Raw genomic sequence first — 17,616 nt, forward strand, 5'->3', positions numbered from 1 at the left:
ATGAGCCAGGCGGCACAGAACCTGAACTGGTTGATCACCAACTTCGTGGACAACACCCCGGGGGTGTCCCACACGGTGGTGGTCTCCGCCGACGGACTCCTTCTGGCGATGTCCGAAGGCTTCCCCCGCGACCGCGCCGACCAGCTCGCGGCCGTCGCCTCCGGTCTGACGTCTCTGACGGCAGGCGCCTCCCGGATCTTCGAGGGCGGAAGCGTCAATCAGACGGTTGTGGAGATGGAGCGGGGATTCCTCTTCATCATGTCCATCTCCGACGGCTCGTCGCTCGCGGTTCTCGCACATCCGGAGGCTGACATCGGCCTCATCGGATACGAGATGGCGCTGCTGGTTGACCGAGCCGGTACGGTCCTGACACCGGACCTTCGTGCGGAGCTCCAGGGGAGCCTGCTCAACTAACAGACGGACGGTGCGTTTTGGCGTCCCGTGGCCGTAAGGTTTCGGGACGCGGCTCCACAGCGTTGGGTGCCCGGCACAGTCGGAGGAGGAGAAAGTGGCAACACCCCCAGGCGGTTCGTCTTCGGGCAACTGGTCGTACGGCCCTGCCCAGGGCCAGGGCGACGGTGGGCAGAACCCGAACCGTTACAACTTCCCCTCCGCACCAAGCCACCGGCAGCCGTACGCGCCGCAGGGCCCCGGCCCGTCGCCGTACGACCAGCCGCCCGCCCCGCGCATCCAGCCCGTGCAGCCGCAGCGCCGCAACCCGGAGCCGGCGCCCGCAGGGGCGTCGAACAATCCGTTGGTGCGTCCGTACGCCATGACCGGTGGCCGGACCCGCCCGCGTTACCAGCTCGCCATCGAGGCGCTGGTGCACACCACTGCGCAGCCGCACCAGATGCAGGGCCAGTTGCCCGAGCATCAGCGGATCTGCAACCTCTGCCGGGAAATCAAGTCGGTCGCCGAGATCTCGGCGCTCCTCACGATCCCTCTCGGCGTGGCCAGGATCCTCGTCGCCGACTTGGCGGAGGCGGGACTGGTCGCCATCCATCAGCCCGGCGGCGACGAGAACGCCGGCGGCCAGCCAGACGTGACACTGCTCGAAAGGGTGCTCAGTGGACTTCGCAAGCTCTAGCGGAGGGCCTTCCCGCTCCACCACGTCCGCGAAGATCGTGGTGGCTGGCGGCTTCGGCGTGGGCAAGACCACGTTCGTGGGTGCCGTCTCGGAGATCAACCCGCTGCGCACAGAGGCCGTCATGACGTCCGCTTCGGCCGGCATCGACGACCTCACCCACACCGGGGACAAGACGACCACGACGGTCGCCATGGACTTCGGCCGTATCACCCTGGACCAGGACCTGATCCTGTACCTCTTCGGTACGCCGGGCCAGGACCGCTTCTGGTTCATGTGGGACGACCTGGTGCGCGGCGCCATCGGCGCGATCGTGCTGGTCGACACGAGGCGGCTCGCCGACTGCTTCCCGGCCGTCGACTACTTCGAGAACAGCGGACTGCCGTTCGTCATCGCGCTGAACGGCTTCGACGGCCAGCAGCCGTACACGCCCGACGAGGTCCGCGAAGCCCTCCAGATCGGCCCCGACACCCCCATCATCACGACCGACGCCCGCCACCGGGCGGACGCGAAGTCGGCGCTGATCACGCTGGTCGAGCACGCTCTGATGGCCCGGCTGCGTTAGTTCTCTTGCTGTGGGACAGCCCCTGGCGGCCTCTGGGCTGCCGGGGGCTGTCGTACGCCTGGTGCGGGTCGTGTGTGGCTTGTCGCGCAGTTCCCCGCGCCCCAAAAAAGAAGGCCCCTCCATGAGGGGCCTTCTTTCTGGTTCTGGTGTCAGCGCCAGCTGTGCGGGGCGCGGAAGCCCGGCTCGCGCTCCAGGCGACGCCAGCCGGCCTTCACGCGGCCGCGGTGCGTCGGGGTCGGGTCCGTGGGGCGGGCGGCGGCGCGGGCCAGGAGGATCGCCGTGATGGCGGCGACTTCCTCGGGCTCGGCGTGGCCCTTCTCGACGCGGATGTCAGGGGTGTCCATGGGTGTCAGTCTCCGTGAGAGAGATGTCCGCCGTGTTACTGCGGAGGGTTGCCGTGCTTGCGGGAGGGCAGATCGGCGTGCTTGGTCTGGAGCATCGCGAGGGACTTGATCAGCACCTCGCGGGTTTCCGCGGGGTCGATGACGTCGTCGACCAGGCCGCGCTCGGCCGCGTAGTAGGGGTGCATCAGCTCGGACTTGTACTCCTTGACCATGCGGGCCCGCATGGCCTCGGGGTCCTCGGCGTCGGCGATCTGGCGGCGGAAGATGACGTTGGCCGCACCCTCCGCGCCCATGACGGCGATCTCGTTGGTCGGCCAGGCGTAGGTGAGGTCCGCACCGATGGACTGGCTGTCCATGACGATGTACGCACCTCCGTAGGCCTTGCGCAGGATCAGCGAGATCCTCGGCACGGTCGCGTTGCAGTAGGCGTAGAGGAGCTTCGCGCCGTGGCGGATGATGCCACCGTGCTCCTGGTCGACGCCCGGGAGGAAGCCGGGGACGTCCAGAAGAGTGATGATCGGGATGTTGAAGGCGTCGCACATCTGGACGAAGCGGGCCGCCTTCTCGGAGGCCTCGATGTCCAGGACACCGGCGAGCACCTGCGGCTGGTTGGCGATGATGCCGACGACCTGGCCGTCCATCCGGCCCAGCGCGCAGATGATGTTGCGGGCCCAGCGCTCGTGGACTTCGAGGTAGTCGCCGTCGTCGACGATCTCCTCGATGACCTTGGTCATGTCGTAGGGCCGGTTGCCGTCCGCCGGGACCAGGTCCAGGAGGACGTCCGAGCGGCGGTCGGCCGCGTCCGAGGACTCGGCGCGGGGCGGGTTCTCGCGGTTGTTCTGCGGGAGGAGGGAGAGGAGGTAGCGGACCTCGGCGATGCAGGTCTCTTCGTCGTCGTAGGCGAAGTGGCAGACGCCGGAGGTCTCGGCGTGCACGTCAGCGCCGCCCAGGCCGTTCTGCGTGATCTCCTCGCCGGTGACCGCCTTGACGACGTCCGGGCCGGTGATGAACATCTGCGAGGTGTCGCGGACCATGAACACGAAGTCCGTCAGGGCCGGGCTGTAGGCGGCGCCGCCCGCGCACGGGCCGAGCATCACCGAGATCTGCGGGATGACCCCGCTCGCCTTGGTGTTGCGCTGGAAGATGCCGCCGTAGCCCGCGAGGGCCGAGACGCCCTCCTGGATGCGGGCGCCCGCGCCGTCGTTCAGCGAGACCAGGGGCGCACCGGCCGCGATGGCCATGTCCATGATCTTGTGGATCTTCGTGGCGTGGGCCTCGCCCAGCGCGCCGCCGAAGATGCGGAAGTCATGGGCGTAGACGAAGACCGTCCGGCCCTCCACCGTGCCCCAGCCGGTGATCACACCGTCGGTGTACGGCTTCTTGGCCTCCAGGCCGAAGCCCGTGGCCCGGTGCCGGCGCAACTGCTCGACCTCGCGGAAGGAATCCGGGTCGAGGAGGAGTTCGATGCGCTCCCGCGCGGTCAGCTTGCCCTTGGCGTGCTGCGCCTCGGTCGCCTTCTCGCTCGGTCCGGCCACCGCCTGCGCACGGATCTCGTGCAGTTCGGCCACGCGTCCGCGCGCGTCGGTCGGCTCACCCGGCGCCTCATCCAAAACGGTCATGTAGCGACCTTACGAAGCCAACCAAGGAATGCGGGCCGTCGACTCCTCACAGTCTCCGGCGTGTTTTCCTGGTACCCCTGAACAGAACCATGGCGGGGTGCAGCCCTTCTGACTGCTCAGGGGGCGTGTGGCTTGTAGGGGTCGAACAAAGCCGTCAGCCGAGAGTCATCTCACAGACGTGGGTGGCGCATGCCTTCCCCGGGGTGACACGCACGCGCAGTCGGCGGCCTGTGGAGAGCACTTCGACCGTCTCGTCCGCACGGGTGACCCGACGCACCGGGCGGTTCCAGGTGATCTCCAGCGGTTCGCCCGTGCGGGGCGGTTCGCTCACGCAGAGGGTAGCGGTACGGCCCCGGCGGACGGTCAGCACGCTCGCGCCTGCGGACGCGGTGAGCGGGCCCGCCGTGCCGGCCTGCCAGAAGTTCGCGGCCGTGAGGCCGAGGGAGGGCACGCCGACCGCCTGGCTGCCGGCGTCGTTGGCGAGGACCGACAGCCAGTGAGGGTCGGCGGCGCGGCGCGCGACCGCGCGGCGCGGCGCGCCGGGCATCAGGACGTAGGCGTACGTGGCGTCCTGCGGGTCGGTGCCGTGGTCGAGCCGGAGGGTCTGCCAGCGGCGGGTGCGCCGCTGGGGCGCGCCGCCGGTGTTGATGTCGGACCAGGCGCCGGTGCGGTCCTCGCGCAGGGCCGTCGGCTCGCCGTCGAGCAGGACCCAGCCGCCGTGATCCTCCAGGTGGGCCCAGTCCGGGCCCCGCAGGAAGGTCTGGGTGCCGGACTCGCCGAGGTTGCGGTTGTCGACGATCGTCTCCACCGGGACGCCGTCGGCGCAGCTGATTCCGGCGCCCAGGCAGATCACCGCGTCCGCGACGCAGAACCAGGACTTGCGGGCCTCGAGGGTGGAGCCGAGGCCCTTGAGGTGCTGGCCGAGCGCGGCGTACTGGCCGTCGGTGGTGCCGCCGACCCAGCGCGCGTCCGGGCGGGCCGTGCCCCACTCGCCGCCTTCCCGGTCGGCGAGGCGCTTGGTGGAGACGGTGGTGCCGGGCAGGCGGTACCAGTCCACGGTGGGCCAGAACCAGTCCGTGTACTGGTCGCTCGTGCCGGCCCACCAGGAGACCATCCCGGCGCCCGTGTGCCAGCCGCGTGGGTTCTCGCCGTTGCCGCACTCGTAGTGGGCGATGCGGTCGCTGGCCATGGCGATGTTCACGGTGAAGCCGGGGCCGCGGTGGACGGCGCGGTCCATGGCGGCGAAGAGGCGGTGGCCGGTGGGTTCTGGTGCGGCCGGGACGGGCGAGGCGGCGATCGCGTGCAGCCGGGCCAGCTCGGCGACGCCGAACTGGCGTGCCGTCAGGATCGGGGTGACGGTGTCCCGTTCGATCCAGCCCTTGATACGGGCGTGCCAGCGGTCGCGTTCCGCCGGGCTCGCGCCGGCCGCGAGGAGCGCGATGGCCGCGATGAGCTGCTGGCCGTGGAAGTGGTCGCTGCGCATGGCCGTGCGGTCGTCGGAGGCGAGGAGACCGCGGCTGATGGCCCGGCCGTTGACGCTGTCCATGACGAGTCCGTCGTGGATGAGCGGTGCGTAGGCGTGCTCGACGCTGTCGAGGACGATCTGCCGGTCCGGGTCGGTGACCTCCCAGTCGGATCCGGCGAGCAGGGCGAAGAGCCGGCCGAGGCCGTCGAGCACGACCTGGCCGTACGTGCCGGAGTAGGCGACCCAGGTGTGCTGGACGAAGGAGCCGTCGGCGTAGAGGCCGTCGCCCCGGGTGACGTACGGGAAGACCGGGGAGAGCGCGTCGCGGGCGAGGGCGATTTTGTCGGGGTCGCGGCCGAGGATGCCGCGCAGGGCGACGGAGCGGCACAGATCGACCCGGTTGGCGCCGGTGGAGGTGCCGGAGTAGTCGCCGAGGGCCGAGTCGGGCACGAAGTGGTCGACGGCGGCGCAGGCGGCCTGGATCCGGGCGTCGCCGAGCCGGTCGTACAGGGCGGCCGTGATGTCCATGAGCAGGCGCGGGCTGCCGATCTGCCATTCCCACCAGTTGCCGTAGCGGGTGGTGGCGGGGTTGTAGACCGTGGCGGAGAGGTGGTCGAGGCCGCGCAGGATGCCGGTGAGGAGGTCCGGGTCGGCGGTCGAGCCGGTGCCCTGCTGGACGTGGGCCCGGGTCATGGTCCACAGGCGGCTGTAGCTCTTGGTGATGCCGGCCGGCGGGTCGAAGGGGTGGCCGGGCCACAGGGAGTCCGCTGCCGGGGCCATGGCGGAGTGCAGGGCGCGGGCGAGCTCACCGGTCTCGGCGAGGCGGGAGGCGTACGGCTGCGCGGCCGGGTCGTAGCCGGTGCCGAGTGCGATGCCGAGCCAGCGCCGGCGGAGGGTGTCGTACGGGTCGGTGCCGACGCCGGCCTCTGGGTCCTGAGCATCGGCGCCGCGGGGCCCGGGCGTCGCGCCGCCGGTCGCCGCCAGGGCCGCGGCCGCGAGCAGCAGGGCGCGTCGCCCGGGGCGGGGCGGGGCGGCGGCCTCGGCCGTACGGCGGGAGAAGACGCGACGCTGGGGAGTCATGCCCATGCCCTACCACGGGGAGGCGGTCACCTGAACGGAGGATCCGGCCGGAGTGACCCGAACGGCGCAGCGGCGCCGCGGGTGTGAGGCCGGGTCAGCCGAAGCGGCTCAGCAGGTGCCTGGACACCCTCGGGGCCAGGGCACGGAGGCGGTCCGGGAGGGCGAGCCAGGCGGGGACGTAGACCTGGTCGCGGTTCTCGCGTACCGCCTCCCAGACGGCGCCGGCGACGCAGCCGGGCGTGATCCGCCGGGGTCGGGGGCGGTCGTGCAGCCCGCCGCGGCGAGCGTGGAAGGGCGTGTCGACGGCACCGGCCACCACGAGGGTCACGCCCACGCCCGTGCCGCGCAGTTCCCGGCGCAGCGCCTCGGAGAAGGCGGCCAGAGCGGCCTTGGCGGCGGAGTACACCGCTTCGTCCGGTACGCCCGCACAGCCCGCGATCGAGCCGAGCAGGACCACCCGGCCCCGCCCGGCCGCGATCATGGAGGGCAGCACCTCGCGCACGAGGTGGAGTGTGGCGTTGAGGTCGAGGGCCAGCACGCGGTCGATGTCGGTGTGCGGCATGGCGGCGAACGGGCCCGCCCAGCCGATGCCCGCCCCGGCGACCAGGACGTCGACCCGGCCGGTCGTGTACAGCGCGGACCGGGCCAGCAGGCGCGGGCCGTCCGGCGCGGCGAGGTCGGCGGGCAGCACGATGGCCGAGGTGCCGGACGCCGTCTGCTCCAGGCGGCGCCGGTCGCGGCCGCTGAGGAGCAACTGCCAGCCGTCCGTGGCGAAGCGCCGTGCCGTGGCCGCCCCGATGCCCGAGGAGGCCCCGGTGACGAGGGCCACGCGCCGGTCCAGCCGTCGCGGCGGCCCGTGTTCGCGCGCCGGGGAGGGGGCCGCGGGAGGGCGTGGGGTGACGCCCGCTGGTGGGTCGTAGGCCGAGCCGGAGCCGGTGAGTGTCATCGGTCGGTCTCCCTGCGCTGTACGTCCGCCGTGGTCTCGGCTGTCGGTCGGCTTCCCGGGAACGGAACGCCGTCTGTCTCCTTGCCGGTCCCTTGACACGGAACCTTGCCTTCCAGGACACCGCCACCGCGGGGTCCCGCGCCAGTGCTGAGGCCGTTCCGGCGGGCCGGGCTCACCCGGTCCGGCGTGCGCCGTGCCGTGGGCGGTCCGCGGGCCGGGCGCCCGCGTACGGGATGCCACAGGACCACCCCTGCGTGCCGCCCCGTGCCGCCAGGCGGCCGTATGGACGGCACACCGACCGGCCGCGCCGGGTTACGTAGGGAGCACCAGTGTCCGGTACGGCTCCCCGTGGCGAGGTGACCATGCGTGTGCTGCTCGTCCATCCCAGCGCCCTGATGTACTCCGAGATCTTCCTGCGGCTCGAGCCCCTGGGCCTCGAACGGGTGGCGGGCGCGGCCCGCGAGGCCGGTCACGAGGTGCGGCTGGTGGACCTTCAGGTGCTGAGCCGCGGGACGCTGCGCGGTGAGGTGCGGTCCTTCCGGCCGGAGGCGCTCGGCATCTCGCTGAACTACCTCGCGAACATCCCGGAGGCGATCGAACTGGCCGCCGAGGTGAAGCGGGCGGTGCCGGACTGCTTCGTGTTCCTCGGCGGGCACAGCGTCTCCTTCGTCGCCGAAGACGTGCTGGAGCAGGCCGAGGGTGCGGTGGACGCGGTGGTGCGCGGCGAGGGCGAGCCCGCGATCGCGCCGCTGCTGGAGGCGGTCCGCGACGGGGGCGTGGCGGACGTGCCCGGCATCGTCACGGCCGCCGGCCGGGGTCCCGCGCCGTTGATGCTGCACGGCATCGACACGCCGCTGCCCGCGCGGGACCTGACGCGCGCCCGCCGGCGGTACTTCATCGGCGAGCTCGACCCGTGCGCCTCCATCGAGTTCACGCGCGGCTGTCCGTGGGACTGCTCGTTCTGCTCGGCGTGGACGTTCTACGGCCGCAGCTACCGCAAGGCCTCGCCCGAGGCGGCGGCCGACGACCTGGCGAACATCCGGGAGCCGAACGTCTTCATCGTCGACGACGTGGCCTTCATCCGGCCCGAGCACGGGGACGCCATCGCGGCGGAGGTGGAGCGGCGCGGCATCCGCAAGCGCTACTACCTGGAGACCCGCAGCGACGTCCTGCTGCGCCACCCCGAGGTCTTCGAGCGGTGGGCCCGGCTGGGGCTGAATTACATGTTCCTGGGGATGGAGGCCATCGACGCGGAGGGCCTGGACCTGTACCGCAAGCGGGTCAGCCCCGACGAGAACCTCCGCGCTCTGGAGACTGCCCGGCGCCTCGGCATCAAGGTCGCCGTCAACCTGATCGTGGATCCGTCCTGGGACGAGGAGCGCTTCCGGGTGGTCCGGGAGTTCGCGCTGGCGGTGCCGGAGATCGTCCACTTCACGGTGATGACGCCGTATCCGGGTACGGAGATCTGGCACACCGAGTCGCGGCGCCTGACCACCCGCGACTACCGCCTTTTCGACATCCAGCACGCGGTCGTGCCCACCACGCTCCCCCTGGAGCGCTTCTACGAGGAACTGGTGCGCACCCAGGCCGTCATCAACCGCAAGCACCTGGGCCTGCGCACCGCCGTGGGCGCCGCCCGGGTGCTGGCCCAGAACCTGCTGCACGGCCAGACGAACTTCGCCCGCATGCTGTGGAAGTTCAACCAGGTCTACAACCCGCGCCGGCAGTTCGCCGACCACGGCCGGCCGGTGCGCTACGAACTGCCCCTGCCGCGGCACCTCGACGTCGGCGACCGGCGTGCGCTCTACGTCCACACCCGGGGCGCGACGCAGGGCGCGCCGTCCCGGCGGACGACCGACTAGCACCACACGCCCGGCATCCCGACCGCGGTGCTGGCCTCCCTCGCCGCCGGTGTCTGCTTCGCCGTGGCCGGAGTGCTCCAGCAGTGGGCCGCGGGCGGGCGCCCGGACGCGGAGGCGCTGTCACCGCGCTTGCTGGCCCATCTGGCGCGTGACCGGGTGTGGCTGGGCGGCATCGCACTGGCCGTGCTCGCCTACGGCTTCCAGTCGCCGGCGCTGGCGTACGGGCCCCTCAGTCTGGTGCAGCCGCTGATCGTCGCCGAACTGGTCTTCGCCGTACCGCTGTCGGCGCGACTGCACCGGATGCGGCTGGGGTTTCGCGCTGACGCGGGGTGGGCGCAGCGGCACCCCACTCCGCCGGGCTGCCGGATCCTCACGCCGCCCGCGTGTTCTCCCTCTGCCGAGACCGTACGTGTGGCAGCCAGGCGGGGAGGAGGTCCTCCGTCAGGACACGGTCCCAGGTGGGGTGGGTGTCGCGGGCCGTGGTGATTGCGTGGTGGCGTACCGCCGAGAGCAGGCGGGGGCGGTCGACGAGCGCGCCGAGGGCGTCCGCCCACTCCCCCGGGTCGTCGTGCCGTACGACGATGCCGTCGCGGCCCGGTGCGGTCAGCCACTGTGCGGTGCGCGCGCCCTCGGGCAGCACGACCGCCAGGCCGCTCGCCATCGCCTCGGCGACGACGTTGCCGCAGGTCTCGGTGCGAGAGGGGAACGCGAAGACGTCACAGCCTGCGTACACCCGGGCCGGCCGGTCCAGCGGGAGCGGGCCGAGGAGGCTGACGTCGGCGCCGAGGGCGCGCCGGACGGGCCCGGACTCCGCGCCGGCGCCGGCCAGGACGAGGTGCACGGCCCGGCCGCGCTCGCGCAGCAGCCGCACGCTCTCGGTCAGCAGGGGCACACCCTTGGTCGCGTCCAGCCGTCCGGCGAACAGCACCGGCGGACGGTCGGCCGGGACACCGTACTCGCGGCCGAGCGGGCGAGCGCCGGGGTCGGGGCGGAAGCGCTGATGGTCGATGCCGCGGCGTAGCAGGGAGACCCGGTGCGGCCCCAGGACGCGGGCGAGTTCGGCCCGCTCGGCGGGGGTCGGCACCAGCACGCGTTCGCAGCCGTCGAGGAGCCGGTCCCGCCGCCGGCGCAGCCGGCTCTCTGCCAGGTCCGCGAGGAACTCGCCTGGGCGCCGGGTGGTCGCCGGGCAGCCACCGGCCGGCCAGGTAGCGGGCGTAGACCGAGGCCGGCAGCGGGACGTCGGTGTGCACGGAGGCGAGCAGCCGGGGTGCCGGTCCGGCTCTGCGGGCGAGGCGGACGGCAGTGGTGGCGTAGGCGAAGCCGTGGGTGAGGTGCCAGACGTCGTGGCGCGGGAGCAGGGCCGCGAGCCGGGGGTGGTACGGAGCGAGATCGGTGACGTCCTCGGCGCCGTCGGCCGAGGTCAGGGCGGCCGTGCCGAGCACCGGGCGGAGCGTGACGATGCGCACGCGCGGCGACAGGACGTCGACCCGTTCGCGCTCGCCGAGGAAGTAGCCGGTCAGGTCGAGACCGGACTGGACGCCGTCGGGCAGGTGTTCCGGTAGGCGGGCGGCGCTCTCCGCGAAACGCTCCCAGCACTTCACATGGCCGCCGGACGTGCGGCTCCGCAGCAGCTCGACCAGGACCGCGACCGAGGTCATGATCACCGGGTACCGCTCGCGCCGCGGGCCCGATCGTGAACACGCCGGCCCATGATGTTGAACGTTGAACGGGAATAGGTCTACGGTGGGTCGCGTTACCTAGTTCAACGTTCAACATTCAACGCAGGAGGCGTATCCCCGTGAGTATCTTCAGCCGCAAGGACACCGAGACCGCCACGACCGACGCCGTCCGCCCGGAGCTGGCCGCCGTGACCGGCGACTACACGATCGACCCCGCGCACTCGACGATCGGCTTCGTCGCCCGGCACGCCATGGTCACCAACGTCAAGGGCAGCTTCCAGGACTTCACGGGCACCCTCCACCTCGACGGCACCGACCCCTCCCGGTCCACGGCCTCCCTGGACGTCGTGATGGACAGCATCGAGACGGGCAACGCCGACCGCGACGGCCACCTCAAGAGCTCGGACTTCTTCAAGGCGGACGAGTTCCCGGCCATGACGTTCCGCTCCACGAAGGCGGAGGCCCTCGGCGGCGACGACTACCGCATCACCGGCGACCTGACGATCCTCGGCACGACCCGCCCCCTCGCCATCGACCTCGAGTTCAACGGCGCCGCGAAGGACCCCTTCGGCAACGAGCGCGTCGGCTTCGAGGGCAAGGCGGAGATCCTGCGCTCCGAGTGGGGCCTGACCTGGAACGCCGCCCTGGAGACCGGCGGTGTCCTGGTCTCCGACAAGATCAAGCTCAACTTCGACATCTCGGCGATCCGGAACGCGTGAGCCCGGTGCGGCCGGCCCGGTGACATACCACCGGGCCGGTTCTGGCCGGTTCCTGTCTTCCGTTTTTGTCATGCGCTCGTCAATCTGATGCCTCGGTTGCACCTCCCCAGTCAACCCCCCACGAAAGGCATCACGTTGAAGAGACTCCTCACGGCCCTCAAGAGATGCGCGGTCCTCGGGGCCGCCGCCCTCGCGGTCGCCAGCCTTCAGCCCGTCACCGCCGCGCAGGCCGCCCCGTCGCCCGTCGTCGGCGGGACGCGCGCCGCGCAGGGCGAGTTCCCGTTCATGGTCCGGCTCTCCATGGGCTGTGGCGGCGCGCTGTACACCCAGCAGATCGTGCTCACGGCCGCGCACTGCGTGGGAGCCTCCGGCAACAACACCGGCATCACCGCCACCGCTGGGGTCGTCGACCTCCAGTCCACCAGCGGCCGGGTCCAGGTCCGCTCCACCAAGGTGCTCCGCGCCCCCGGCTACAACGGCACCGGCAAGGACTGGGCGCTGATCAAGCTCGCCCAGCCCATCAACCTGCCGACCCTGAAGATCGCCACCACCGCGCAGTACAACACCGGTGACTTCACCGTCGCCGGCTGGGGCGCGAACCGTGAGGGCGGCTCCCAGCAGCGCTACCTGCTGAAGGCGACCGTGCCGTTCGTCGGCGACGCCGCCTGCAAGGCCTACGGCGGTCTCTACAGCGGCCTCGTCGCGAACGAGGAGATCTGCGCCGGCTTCGACGCGGGCGGTGTCGACACCTGCCAGGGCGACTCCGGCGGCCCCATGTTCCGCAAGGACAACGCCGGCGCCTGGATCCAGGTCGGCATCGTCAGCTGGGGTGAGGGCTGCGCCCGGCCCGAGGCCCCCGGCGTCTACACGGAGGTCTCGACGTTCGCCTCCGCCATCGCCTCGGCGGCGTCGACCCTCTGACCCGCCCCCACGACAGCCTGCGGGCCCGGTGCCGTACGGTGCCGGGCCCTGCCCGTGTCTCACCGGGCCTTCCGGGCGGCCTCCAGCTTCGCGACCGCCGCCGCCACCTGTGCCGCCCGGCTCCGCGGCGTCCGGGCGCGGAGCACGCCGAGCATCGCCAGGTACCGGTCCGTCCGCCCGAGCGCCTCGAAGGCCGCCGCGGCCCGCGGGCTCCGCTCCAGGGCCGCCGCCAGGTCCTCCGGGACCTCGGCCTCCTGCTGGGACGCGTACGCCGCCTCCCACCGTCCGTCCGCCCGTGCGGCCGCCACCTCCGCGAGGCCGCCGGGCCGCATCCGTCCGGCGGCGGTCAGCTCCTCGACCCGGCGGACGTTGACCATGGACCAGAGGCTGCCGGGGCGCCGCGGGGTGATCCGCTGAAGGTAGTACGACTCGTCGAGTCCCTTGCGCTGCCCGGTGATCCAGCCGTGGCACAGCGCCACGTCGTTGACGTCGGCGGCGCTGACGGAGGGGATGCCCGAGCCCTTCTTGGCGACCTTGACCCAGAGGCCGGGATGCGGGGCGGGGTGTGCCGCCAGCCAGGAGTCGAGGTCGGCGGCGGCTGCGAAGGAGAGGGCGTCTCCGGAGGCGGTCATGACACCACCGTAGGGACGGAGTAGGACGGATCCTGTCCGCTACGCCAGGAGCGCGCGGGCCTGTTCGCGGGCCTGGGCGATGGCGTCCGGGAAGATGCCCAGGCCGTGCGCGACGAGCGCCCCCTCGTGCAGCAGCATCAGCGCCCGGGCCAGGGCGTCGGCCCGCTCCGGGGCGATGTCCGAGGCGAGGCGGGTGAAGAGGGCGAGCATCCACTGCTTCTGTCCGGTGATGACCGGATGGGCCGGGTGGGCGGGGTCGCTGATCTCCGCGTGGGCGTTGACCATGCTGCACCCCTTGGGGCTGAGCTCCGCCGCCCATTCCCGCGAGGCGTCGAAGACCGCCAGGACTTGCTCCCCGGGCTCGGGCGGGGCCGCGTCGAGGCGTTCGGCGAGGAAGGCCCGCCAGCGCTCGTCGCGGTCCGCGAGGTACTCCACGACGACCTGCTCCTTGGAGCCGAACCGGTCGTAGAGGGTCTTCTTCGTCACCCCGGCCTCGGCGGCGATGAGATCGACTCCGACGGCGTGGATGCCGCGCTCGTAGAACAGCCGGGCGGCCGCTTCCACTACGCGACGGGCGGCGGGCGTCATCGTGATCCGGCGCGGATTCTCGGCGGTGGAGGCGGTGGTACCCATGGCACCCGAGTATACCGATCTGTATAGTGAGCGGGGAACGGGTATACCGATCTGTCTACTGGTTGTGATGTTCGTGAACATCCTGCTCTCCGTCGCCTTCGTCCTCTGCTGGAGCTCCGGGTTCATCGGGGCCAAGCTCGGAGCGGGCAACGCGTCCGCGATCACGGTCCTGATGTGGCGGTTCCTGCCGCTGGCCGTCGTCCTCGTCGCGGTCGCCGCCCTCACGCGCACGGCCTGGCGGGGGCTCACCGCCCGGGACGTGACCCGGCAGGCCGTCATCGGCGTGCTGTCGCAGAGCGGCTATCTGCTCAGCGTCTACTACGCCATCCAGCTCGGCGTCTCCAGCGGCACGACGGCCCTGATCGACGGTGTCCAGCCCCTCGTCGCCGGGGCCCTCGCGGGACCGCTGCTGGGGCAGTACGTCTCGGGCCGGCAGTGGATCGGCCTCGTTCTGGGGCTGAGCGGCGTATCCGCGGTCACCCTGGCCGACGCCGCTGCCGGGACCGGCGTCGCCTGGTGGGCGTACGCCGTCCCGCTGCTCGGCATGCTATCCCTGGTCGCGGCCACCTTCCTGGAGAGCCGGTCCCGCTCGCGGGTCGCCCCCTCGGTGTCGCTGACCGTCCACTGCGCCACCAGCGCCGTCCTCTTCTCCGCGCTGGCCCTGAGCACCGGGGCCGCCGCGCCGCCCGCCGAGGGCGGGTTCTGGGTGGCCGTCGCCTGGCTCGTGGGGCTGTCCACGTTCGGCGGGTACGGGCTGTACTGGCTCATCCTGAAGCGCTCCGGGGTGACGAAGGTGAACACGCTGATGTTCCTCATGGCCCCGGTCACGGCCGTCTGGGGTGCGCTGATGTTCGGTGAACCGTTCGGCGGGCAGACCGCTCTCGGCCTGGCCGTCTGCCTCGCGGCCGTGGTCGTCGTCCACCGGGGTGGCGGCCGGAAGAACCGGAAGGACACGGCTGTGACCGCCGCGCGGGGCGAGCCGGAGGAAAACCGGTGGACCCGTGCCGCCGGGTCCGCTTAACGTCGCCCCCATGTCCAGCCCCGAGGCGTCCAGAGTGCGGCCACCGGCTCTCCGGTGGCTGTTCGTGATGCCGGGCCGCTGAGCCCGCTCGCTCCGCTGCCGGAAGCCGTCCGACCTGTCGTGTCCGACGTCGACTTCGGGTTGCGGAGTTTCTTCATGCCGTTCGCTCTTCTCTTGCTGGGCCTTGCCGTGTTCGCGCAGGGCACGTCCGAGTTCATGCTGTCCGGTCTGGTGCCGGACATCGCGCGGGATCTGGGGGTGTCCGTTCCCGCGGCGGGGGCGCTGACCTCCGCCTTCGCAGTGGGGATGGTCGTGGGGGCGCCGCTGGTGGCGGGGCTCGCGCGGCGCTGGCCGCGGCGGGGTGCGCTGCTGGCGTTCCTCGTGGTGTTTCTGGCCGTCCATGTCGTCGGTGCCCTCACCGGCAGTTTCGAGGTGCTGCTCGCCACGCGGGTCGTGGGGGCGCTCGCCAACGCCGGGTTCCTCGCCGTCGCCCTCGTGGCCGCCGTGGACATGGTCCCGGCGGACGCCAAGGGGCGAGCCACGTCCATGCTGCTGGGCGGGGTGACGCTGGCGTGCGTGGCCGGTGTGCCCGCCGGGGCCGTGCTGGGTGGGCTGTGGGGCTGGCGTGCGGCGTTCTGGGCCGTGGCGCTGGTGTCGCTGCCCGCGCTGGTGGCGGTGGCCAGGTCGGTGCCGGGCGGTTCGGCGGGGGGTGCGCCGCCCGCGCTGGGCGGTGAGCTGCGGTCGCTGCGCAGCCCCCGGCTTGTCGTCACGCTGGCGCTGGGGGCCCTCGTCAACGGTGCGACATTCTGCACCTTCACCTATCTCGCGCCGCTGGTCACCGAGGTGACGGGGCTGGGCAGCGCCTGGGTCCCCGGGGTGCTCGCGCTGTTCGGGGCCGGGTCGTTCGCCGGGGTGACCGCAGCGGGCCGGTTCGCCGACCGGCACCCCGTCCCGGTGCTGGCCGGCGGGGGCGCCGCGGTGGGCCTGGGCTGGTGCCTCCTGGCGCTCGGGGCCGGGCACCCGGTCCTGGCCCTCGCGCTCGTCTTCACCCAGGGGGCGCTGTCCTTCTGCGTCGGCTCCACGCTGATCTCCCAGGTCCTGTACGCGGCACCGGGCGCCCCCACGCTGGCCGGTGGTTTCGCCACGGCCGCGTTCAACGTGGGTGCCGCGCTGGGCCCTTGGGCCGGTGGCGTGGCGATCGGCGCGGGGTTCGGGTACCGGTCGCCGGTGTGGGTCAGCGCGGGCCTGATCGCACTGGCGGGCGTGACGGCCGCGGTTGTGTGGCGGCAGGGGGAGCGGGTGCTGGGGCGGGAAGCGGCCGAGCGCTGACCTCCGGCGCAGGCGCCGGGCCTGGGCCCAAACGGCCGGGCGCTGAGCCTCGGCCGGGGGTGCCGGGGGCTGAGGACGGCGACCAAGGTCGAGGCTGGCGGCGGCCAGGTCGAGACCTGGCAGCAGCGCGCGGGGCCTGGGCCCGGAAACGGCCGGTGCGCTGAAACCCGGGCGGCCGGAGTGCCGGGGCTGAGGACGCCGGCCAAAGTCGGGCCTGCCGGCGGCCGGGTCGGGCCCGGCAGCAGCGGGAGCGGAGCCTGGGCCGGGAAGCAGCCGAACACTGCCCCCGGCTCAGGCACCCGGCCTGGCCCGGTAACGGCGCGAGGTCGGCCCGCCGGTCGCGTCAGAATCCGCCTCCGAAGTCGCCTCCCCCGCCGAAGTCGCCTCCGCCGAAGCCTCCGTCACCGAAGCCGCCGCCGAAGTCGCCCGTGTCGAAGTCCGCGCCGGAGACGTCGCCGCCGCTGAAGTCGCCGTAGCCGGAGCCGTAGTCGGACGCGTAGGCGGGGGCGGCCATCATGCTGCCGAGCATGGTGCCGATGAGGAGGCCGGGCAGGAGGCCGCCGCCGAAGTAGCCGCCGGCCCAGGGGCCGTACGCCGGGCCGGCCTCCCAGTACGGGCGGCGGCCGAGTTCGGTGTCGACCTCGCGGATCACCGGGTCCCGGCCCTCGGCGAGCCGCGTCCGGTCGGCCGCGCAGACGGGGACGTCGCGCGTGGCACCGCCCGGTGGCGTCCAGCTCGCGTCGGCGACCGAGGGGCCGTGGCGCGGGTCGAAGAAGCAGGGCGGGCGGCGCTCCGGCAGCGGGGCGCCCTCGCGGCGGGCCGCGAGGCGCGCCAGCGAGAAACGCCCGTCCTCCACGGCCTGGGTGACGGGCCGGACGTCCTCCGGTTTCGTCGCGGCCGCCATCAGGGACTTCGCCTGTTCGTAGGAGTCGAGGGCACGCTCGTAGTCGGCGCGCATCGCGTCGTCGGCACCGGGTTCGCCGGGGTGGAAGTCGAGGCGGTCGAGTTCCTCGCCGAAGGCGGTGATGTCCTCGTCGACCACCACGCGCAGCTTCTCCAGCGCGGCCCGCTGCTCCTCCTCGTGGCGGCGGCGGTTGCGGCGGACCAGCGCGTAGGCGCCCGCGCCACCGGCCGCGACCAGCGCGCCGAACGTGACCAGGCCGCCGACCGGCACGTCGGTACCCGAGCCGTCGCTCCAGCTGCTGGGCGCCGAGCCGCCCACGTTACGCAGGGCGTCGTCGACGAAGTCGTTCAGCTGGGCCTTGGCATCGCCCGCGCCCCTGACGGCCGTGACCAGGTTGGCCACCGCCTGGCTGCTCATCACCGAGCTGTCCGCACGGGCGTCGAACCGGTCTCCGAGGCGGATGCCGTACAGACCGGTGATGCCGGTCTCGGTGCGGAGGTTGCGGAAGAGGTCCTGTGTGGGGACGTCGGCAGGCAGGACCGCCACGAAGACGGGCTTGTCCGCGTCCTTGATCTTGTCGGCGAGCGCCTCGGCGTCCGACGCGGCCAGCTGCCCGCGAGCGGCGGGATCGACGTAGACCGGGCTCTCGCGCAGTTCCGCGGCGACCTTCGAGAGGTCGGTGGCCGCGTGCGCCCCGGGCGCACCGACCATGAGCGCCGCCAGTACGGCGACGACCGGCACGATCAGCAAACGTACGAGGGTACGCACCGTTGCGGCCTTCATATGTTCGAAGCTACCCGAATCGGCACAGAA

At 72.5% G+C, this 17,616-nt stretch carries 17 protein-coding genes; 9 read left to right on the plus strand and 8 right to left on the minus strand.

The features are described 5' to 3' along the window. The 3 genes from MQE23_RS13515 to MQE23_RS13525 all read left to right on the plus strand — a co-directional run bounded on the left by MQE23_RS13515 (position 1) and on the right by MQE23_RS13525 (position 1,649). Positions 1 to 414: a roadblock/LC7 domain-containing protein gene (locus tag MQE23_RS13515; protein WP_004983065.1), complete on the plus strand. Its 414-nt coding sequence runs from the start codon at positions 1 to 3 to the stop codon at positions 412 to 414. Between the two features lie 94 nt (positions 415 to 508). Further along, complete coding sequence (locus tag MQE23_RS13520; protein WP_020271458.1) at positions 509 to 1,087, plus strand: DUF742 domain-containing protein; 579 nt, start codon at positions 509 to 511, stop codon at positions 1,085 to 1,087. Continuing rightward, entirely contained in the window at positions 1,068 to 1,649 is a 582-nt protein-coding gene (locus MQE23_RS13525) for an ATP/GTP-binding protein (RefSeq protein ID WP_014675207.1), read from the plus strand. Before MQE23_RS13520 ends, MQE23_RS13525 begins: the two co-directional genes overlap by 20 nt. A 149-nt stretch (positions 1,650 to 1,798) precedes the next feature. Here MQE23_RS13525 and MQE23_RS13530 read toward each other — a convergent pair whose 3' ends face one another. The 4 genes from MQE23_RS13530 to MQE23_RS13545 all read right to left on the minus strand — a co-directional run bounded on the left by MQE23_RS13530 (position 1,799) and on the right by MQE23_RS13545 (position 7,103). Then, on the minus strand, positions 1,799 to 1,993 hold the full coding sequence (locus tag MQE23_RS13530; RefSeq protein WP_020271460.1) for an acyl-CoA carboxylase subunit epsilon: 195 nt from the start codon (positions 1,991 to 1,993) through the stop codon (positions 1,799 to 1,801). 35 nt (positions 1,994 to 2,028) lie between these two features. Next, positions 2,029 to 3,612 carry an acyl-CoA carboxylase subunit beta gene (locus MQE23_RS13535; protein WP_243379265.1) on the minus strand — a complete coding sequence of 528 codons (1,584 nt, stop codon included), beginning with the start codon at positions 3,610 to 3,612 and terminating at the stop codon, positions 2,029 to 2,031. 154 nt (positions 3,613 to 3,766) lie between these two features. Further along, positions 3,767 to 6,157: a polysaccharide lyase 8 family protein gene (locus MQE23_RS13540; protein ID WP_243379266.1), complete on the minus strand. Its 2,391-nt coding sequence runs from the start codon at positions 6,155 to 6,157 to the stop codon at positions 3,767 to 3,769. A 94-nt stretch (positions 6,158 to 6,251) separates the two neighbouring features. Further along, complete coding sequence (locus tag MQE23_RS13545) at positions 6,252 to 7,103, minus strand: SDR family NAD(P)-dependent oxidoreductase (RefSeq protein WP_243379267.1); 852 nt, start codon at positions 7,101 to 7,103, stop codon at positions 6,252 to 6,254. A 362-nt stretch (positions 7,104 to 7,465) separates the two neighbouring features. Between MQE23_RS13545 and hpnR the strand changes: the two genes are divergently transcribed. Beyond that, entirely contained in the window at positions 7,466 to 8,965 is a 1,500-nt protein-coding gene (gene hpnR / locus MQE23_RS13550; protein ID WP_037668119.1) for a hopanoid C-3 methylase HpnR, read from the plus strand. 370 nt (positions 8,966 to 9,335) lie between these two features. Here hpnR and MQE23_RS13555 read toward each other — a convergent pair whose 3' ends face one another. Beyond that, complete coding sequence (locus MQE23_RS13555; protein ID WP_243379268.1) at positions 9,336 to 10,049, minus strand: glycosyltransferase; 714 nt, start codon at positions 10,047 to 10,049, stop codon at positions 9,336 to 9,338. 238 nt (positions 10,050 to 10,287) lie between these two features. Between MQE23_RS13555 and MQE23_RS13560 the strand changes: the two genes are divergently transcribed. From MQE23_RS13560 to MQE23_RS13570, 3 genes are all read left to right on the plus strand, one after another. Beyond that, complete coding sequence (locus MQE23_RS13560; RefSeq protein ID WP_243379269.1) at positions 10,288 to 10,527, plus strand: hypothetical protein; 240 nt, start codon at positions 10,288 to 10,290, stop codon at positions 10,525 to 10,527. 236 nt (positions 10,528 to 10,763) lie between these two features. Next, positions 10,764 to 11,363 carry a YceI family protein gene (locus MQE23_RS13565; RefSeq protein WP_243379270.1) on the plus strand — a complete coding sequence of 200 codons (600 nt, stop codon included), beginning with the start codon at positions 10,764 to 10,766 and terminating at the stop codon, positions 11,361 to 11,363. 135 nt (positions 11,364 to 11,498) lie between these two features. After that, complete coding sequence (locus MQE23_RS13570; protein WP_020271468.1) at positions 11,499 to 12,284, plus strand: serine protease; 786 nt, start codon at positions 11,499 to 11,501, stop codon at positions 12,282 to 12,284. 59 nt (positions 12,285 to 12,343) lie between these two features. Here the strand turns inward: MQE23_RS13570 and MQE23_RS13575 are convergent, their stop codons facing one another. Both MQE23_RS13575 and MQE23_RS13580 read right to left on the minus strand, forming a co-directional pair. Further along, on the minus strand, positions 12,344 to 12,916 hold the full coding sequence (locus MQE23_RS13575; RefSeq protein ID WP_243379271.1) for a YdeI/OmpD-associated family protein: 573 nt from the start codon (positions 12,914 to 12,916) through the stop codon (positions 12,344 to 12,346). A 39-nt stretch (positions 12,917 to 12,955) separates the two neighbouring features. Continuing rightward, entirely contained in the window at positions 12,956 to 13,549 is a 594-nt protein-coding gene (locus tag MQE23_RS13580; RefSeq protein ID WP_020271470.1) for a TetR/AcrR family transcriptional regulator, read from the minus strand. Between the two features lie 73 nt (positions 13,550 to 13,622). Here MQE23_RS13580 and MQE23_RS13585 point away from each other — a divergent pair, with 73 nt between their 5' ends. After that, positions 13,623 to 14,570 (plus strand): DMT family transporter, encoded by a 948-nt coding sequence (locus tag MQE23_RS13585; protein WP_243382618.1) that lies wholly within the window; start codon positions 13,623 to 13,625, stop codon positions 14,568 to 14,570. A gap of 156 nt (positions 14,571 to 14,726) precedes the next feature. Beyond that, a complete protein-coding gene (locus tag MQE23_RS13590) occupies positions 14,727 to 15,899 on the plus strand; it encodes a Cmx/CmrA family chloramphenicol efflux MFS transporter (protein ID WP_243379272.1) in 1,173 nt (390 codons plus the stop codon). A gap of 343 nt (positions 15,900 to 16,242) precedes the next feature. Here MQE23_RS13590 and MQE23_RS13595 read toward each other — a convergent pair whose 3' ends face one another. Then, entirely contained in the window at positions 16,243 to 17,586 is a 1,344-nt protein-coding gene (locus MQE23_RS13595; RefSeq protein WP_037668110.1) for a hypothetical protein, read from the minus strand. Positions 17,587 to 17,616: the final 30 nt, after the last annotated feature.

Source organism: Streptomyces sp. HP-A2021 (assembly GCF_022807935.1).
Lineage (GTDB): Bacteria > Actinomycetota > Actinomycetes > Streptomycetales > Streptomycetaceae > Streptomyces > Streptomyces afghaniensis.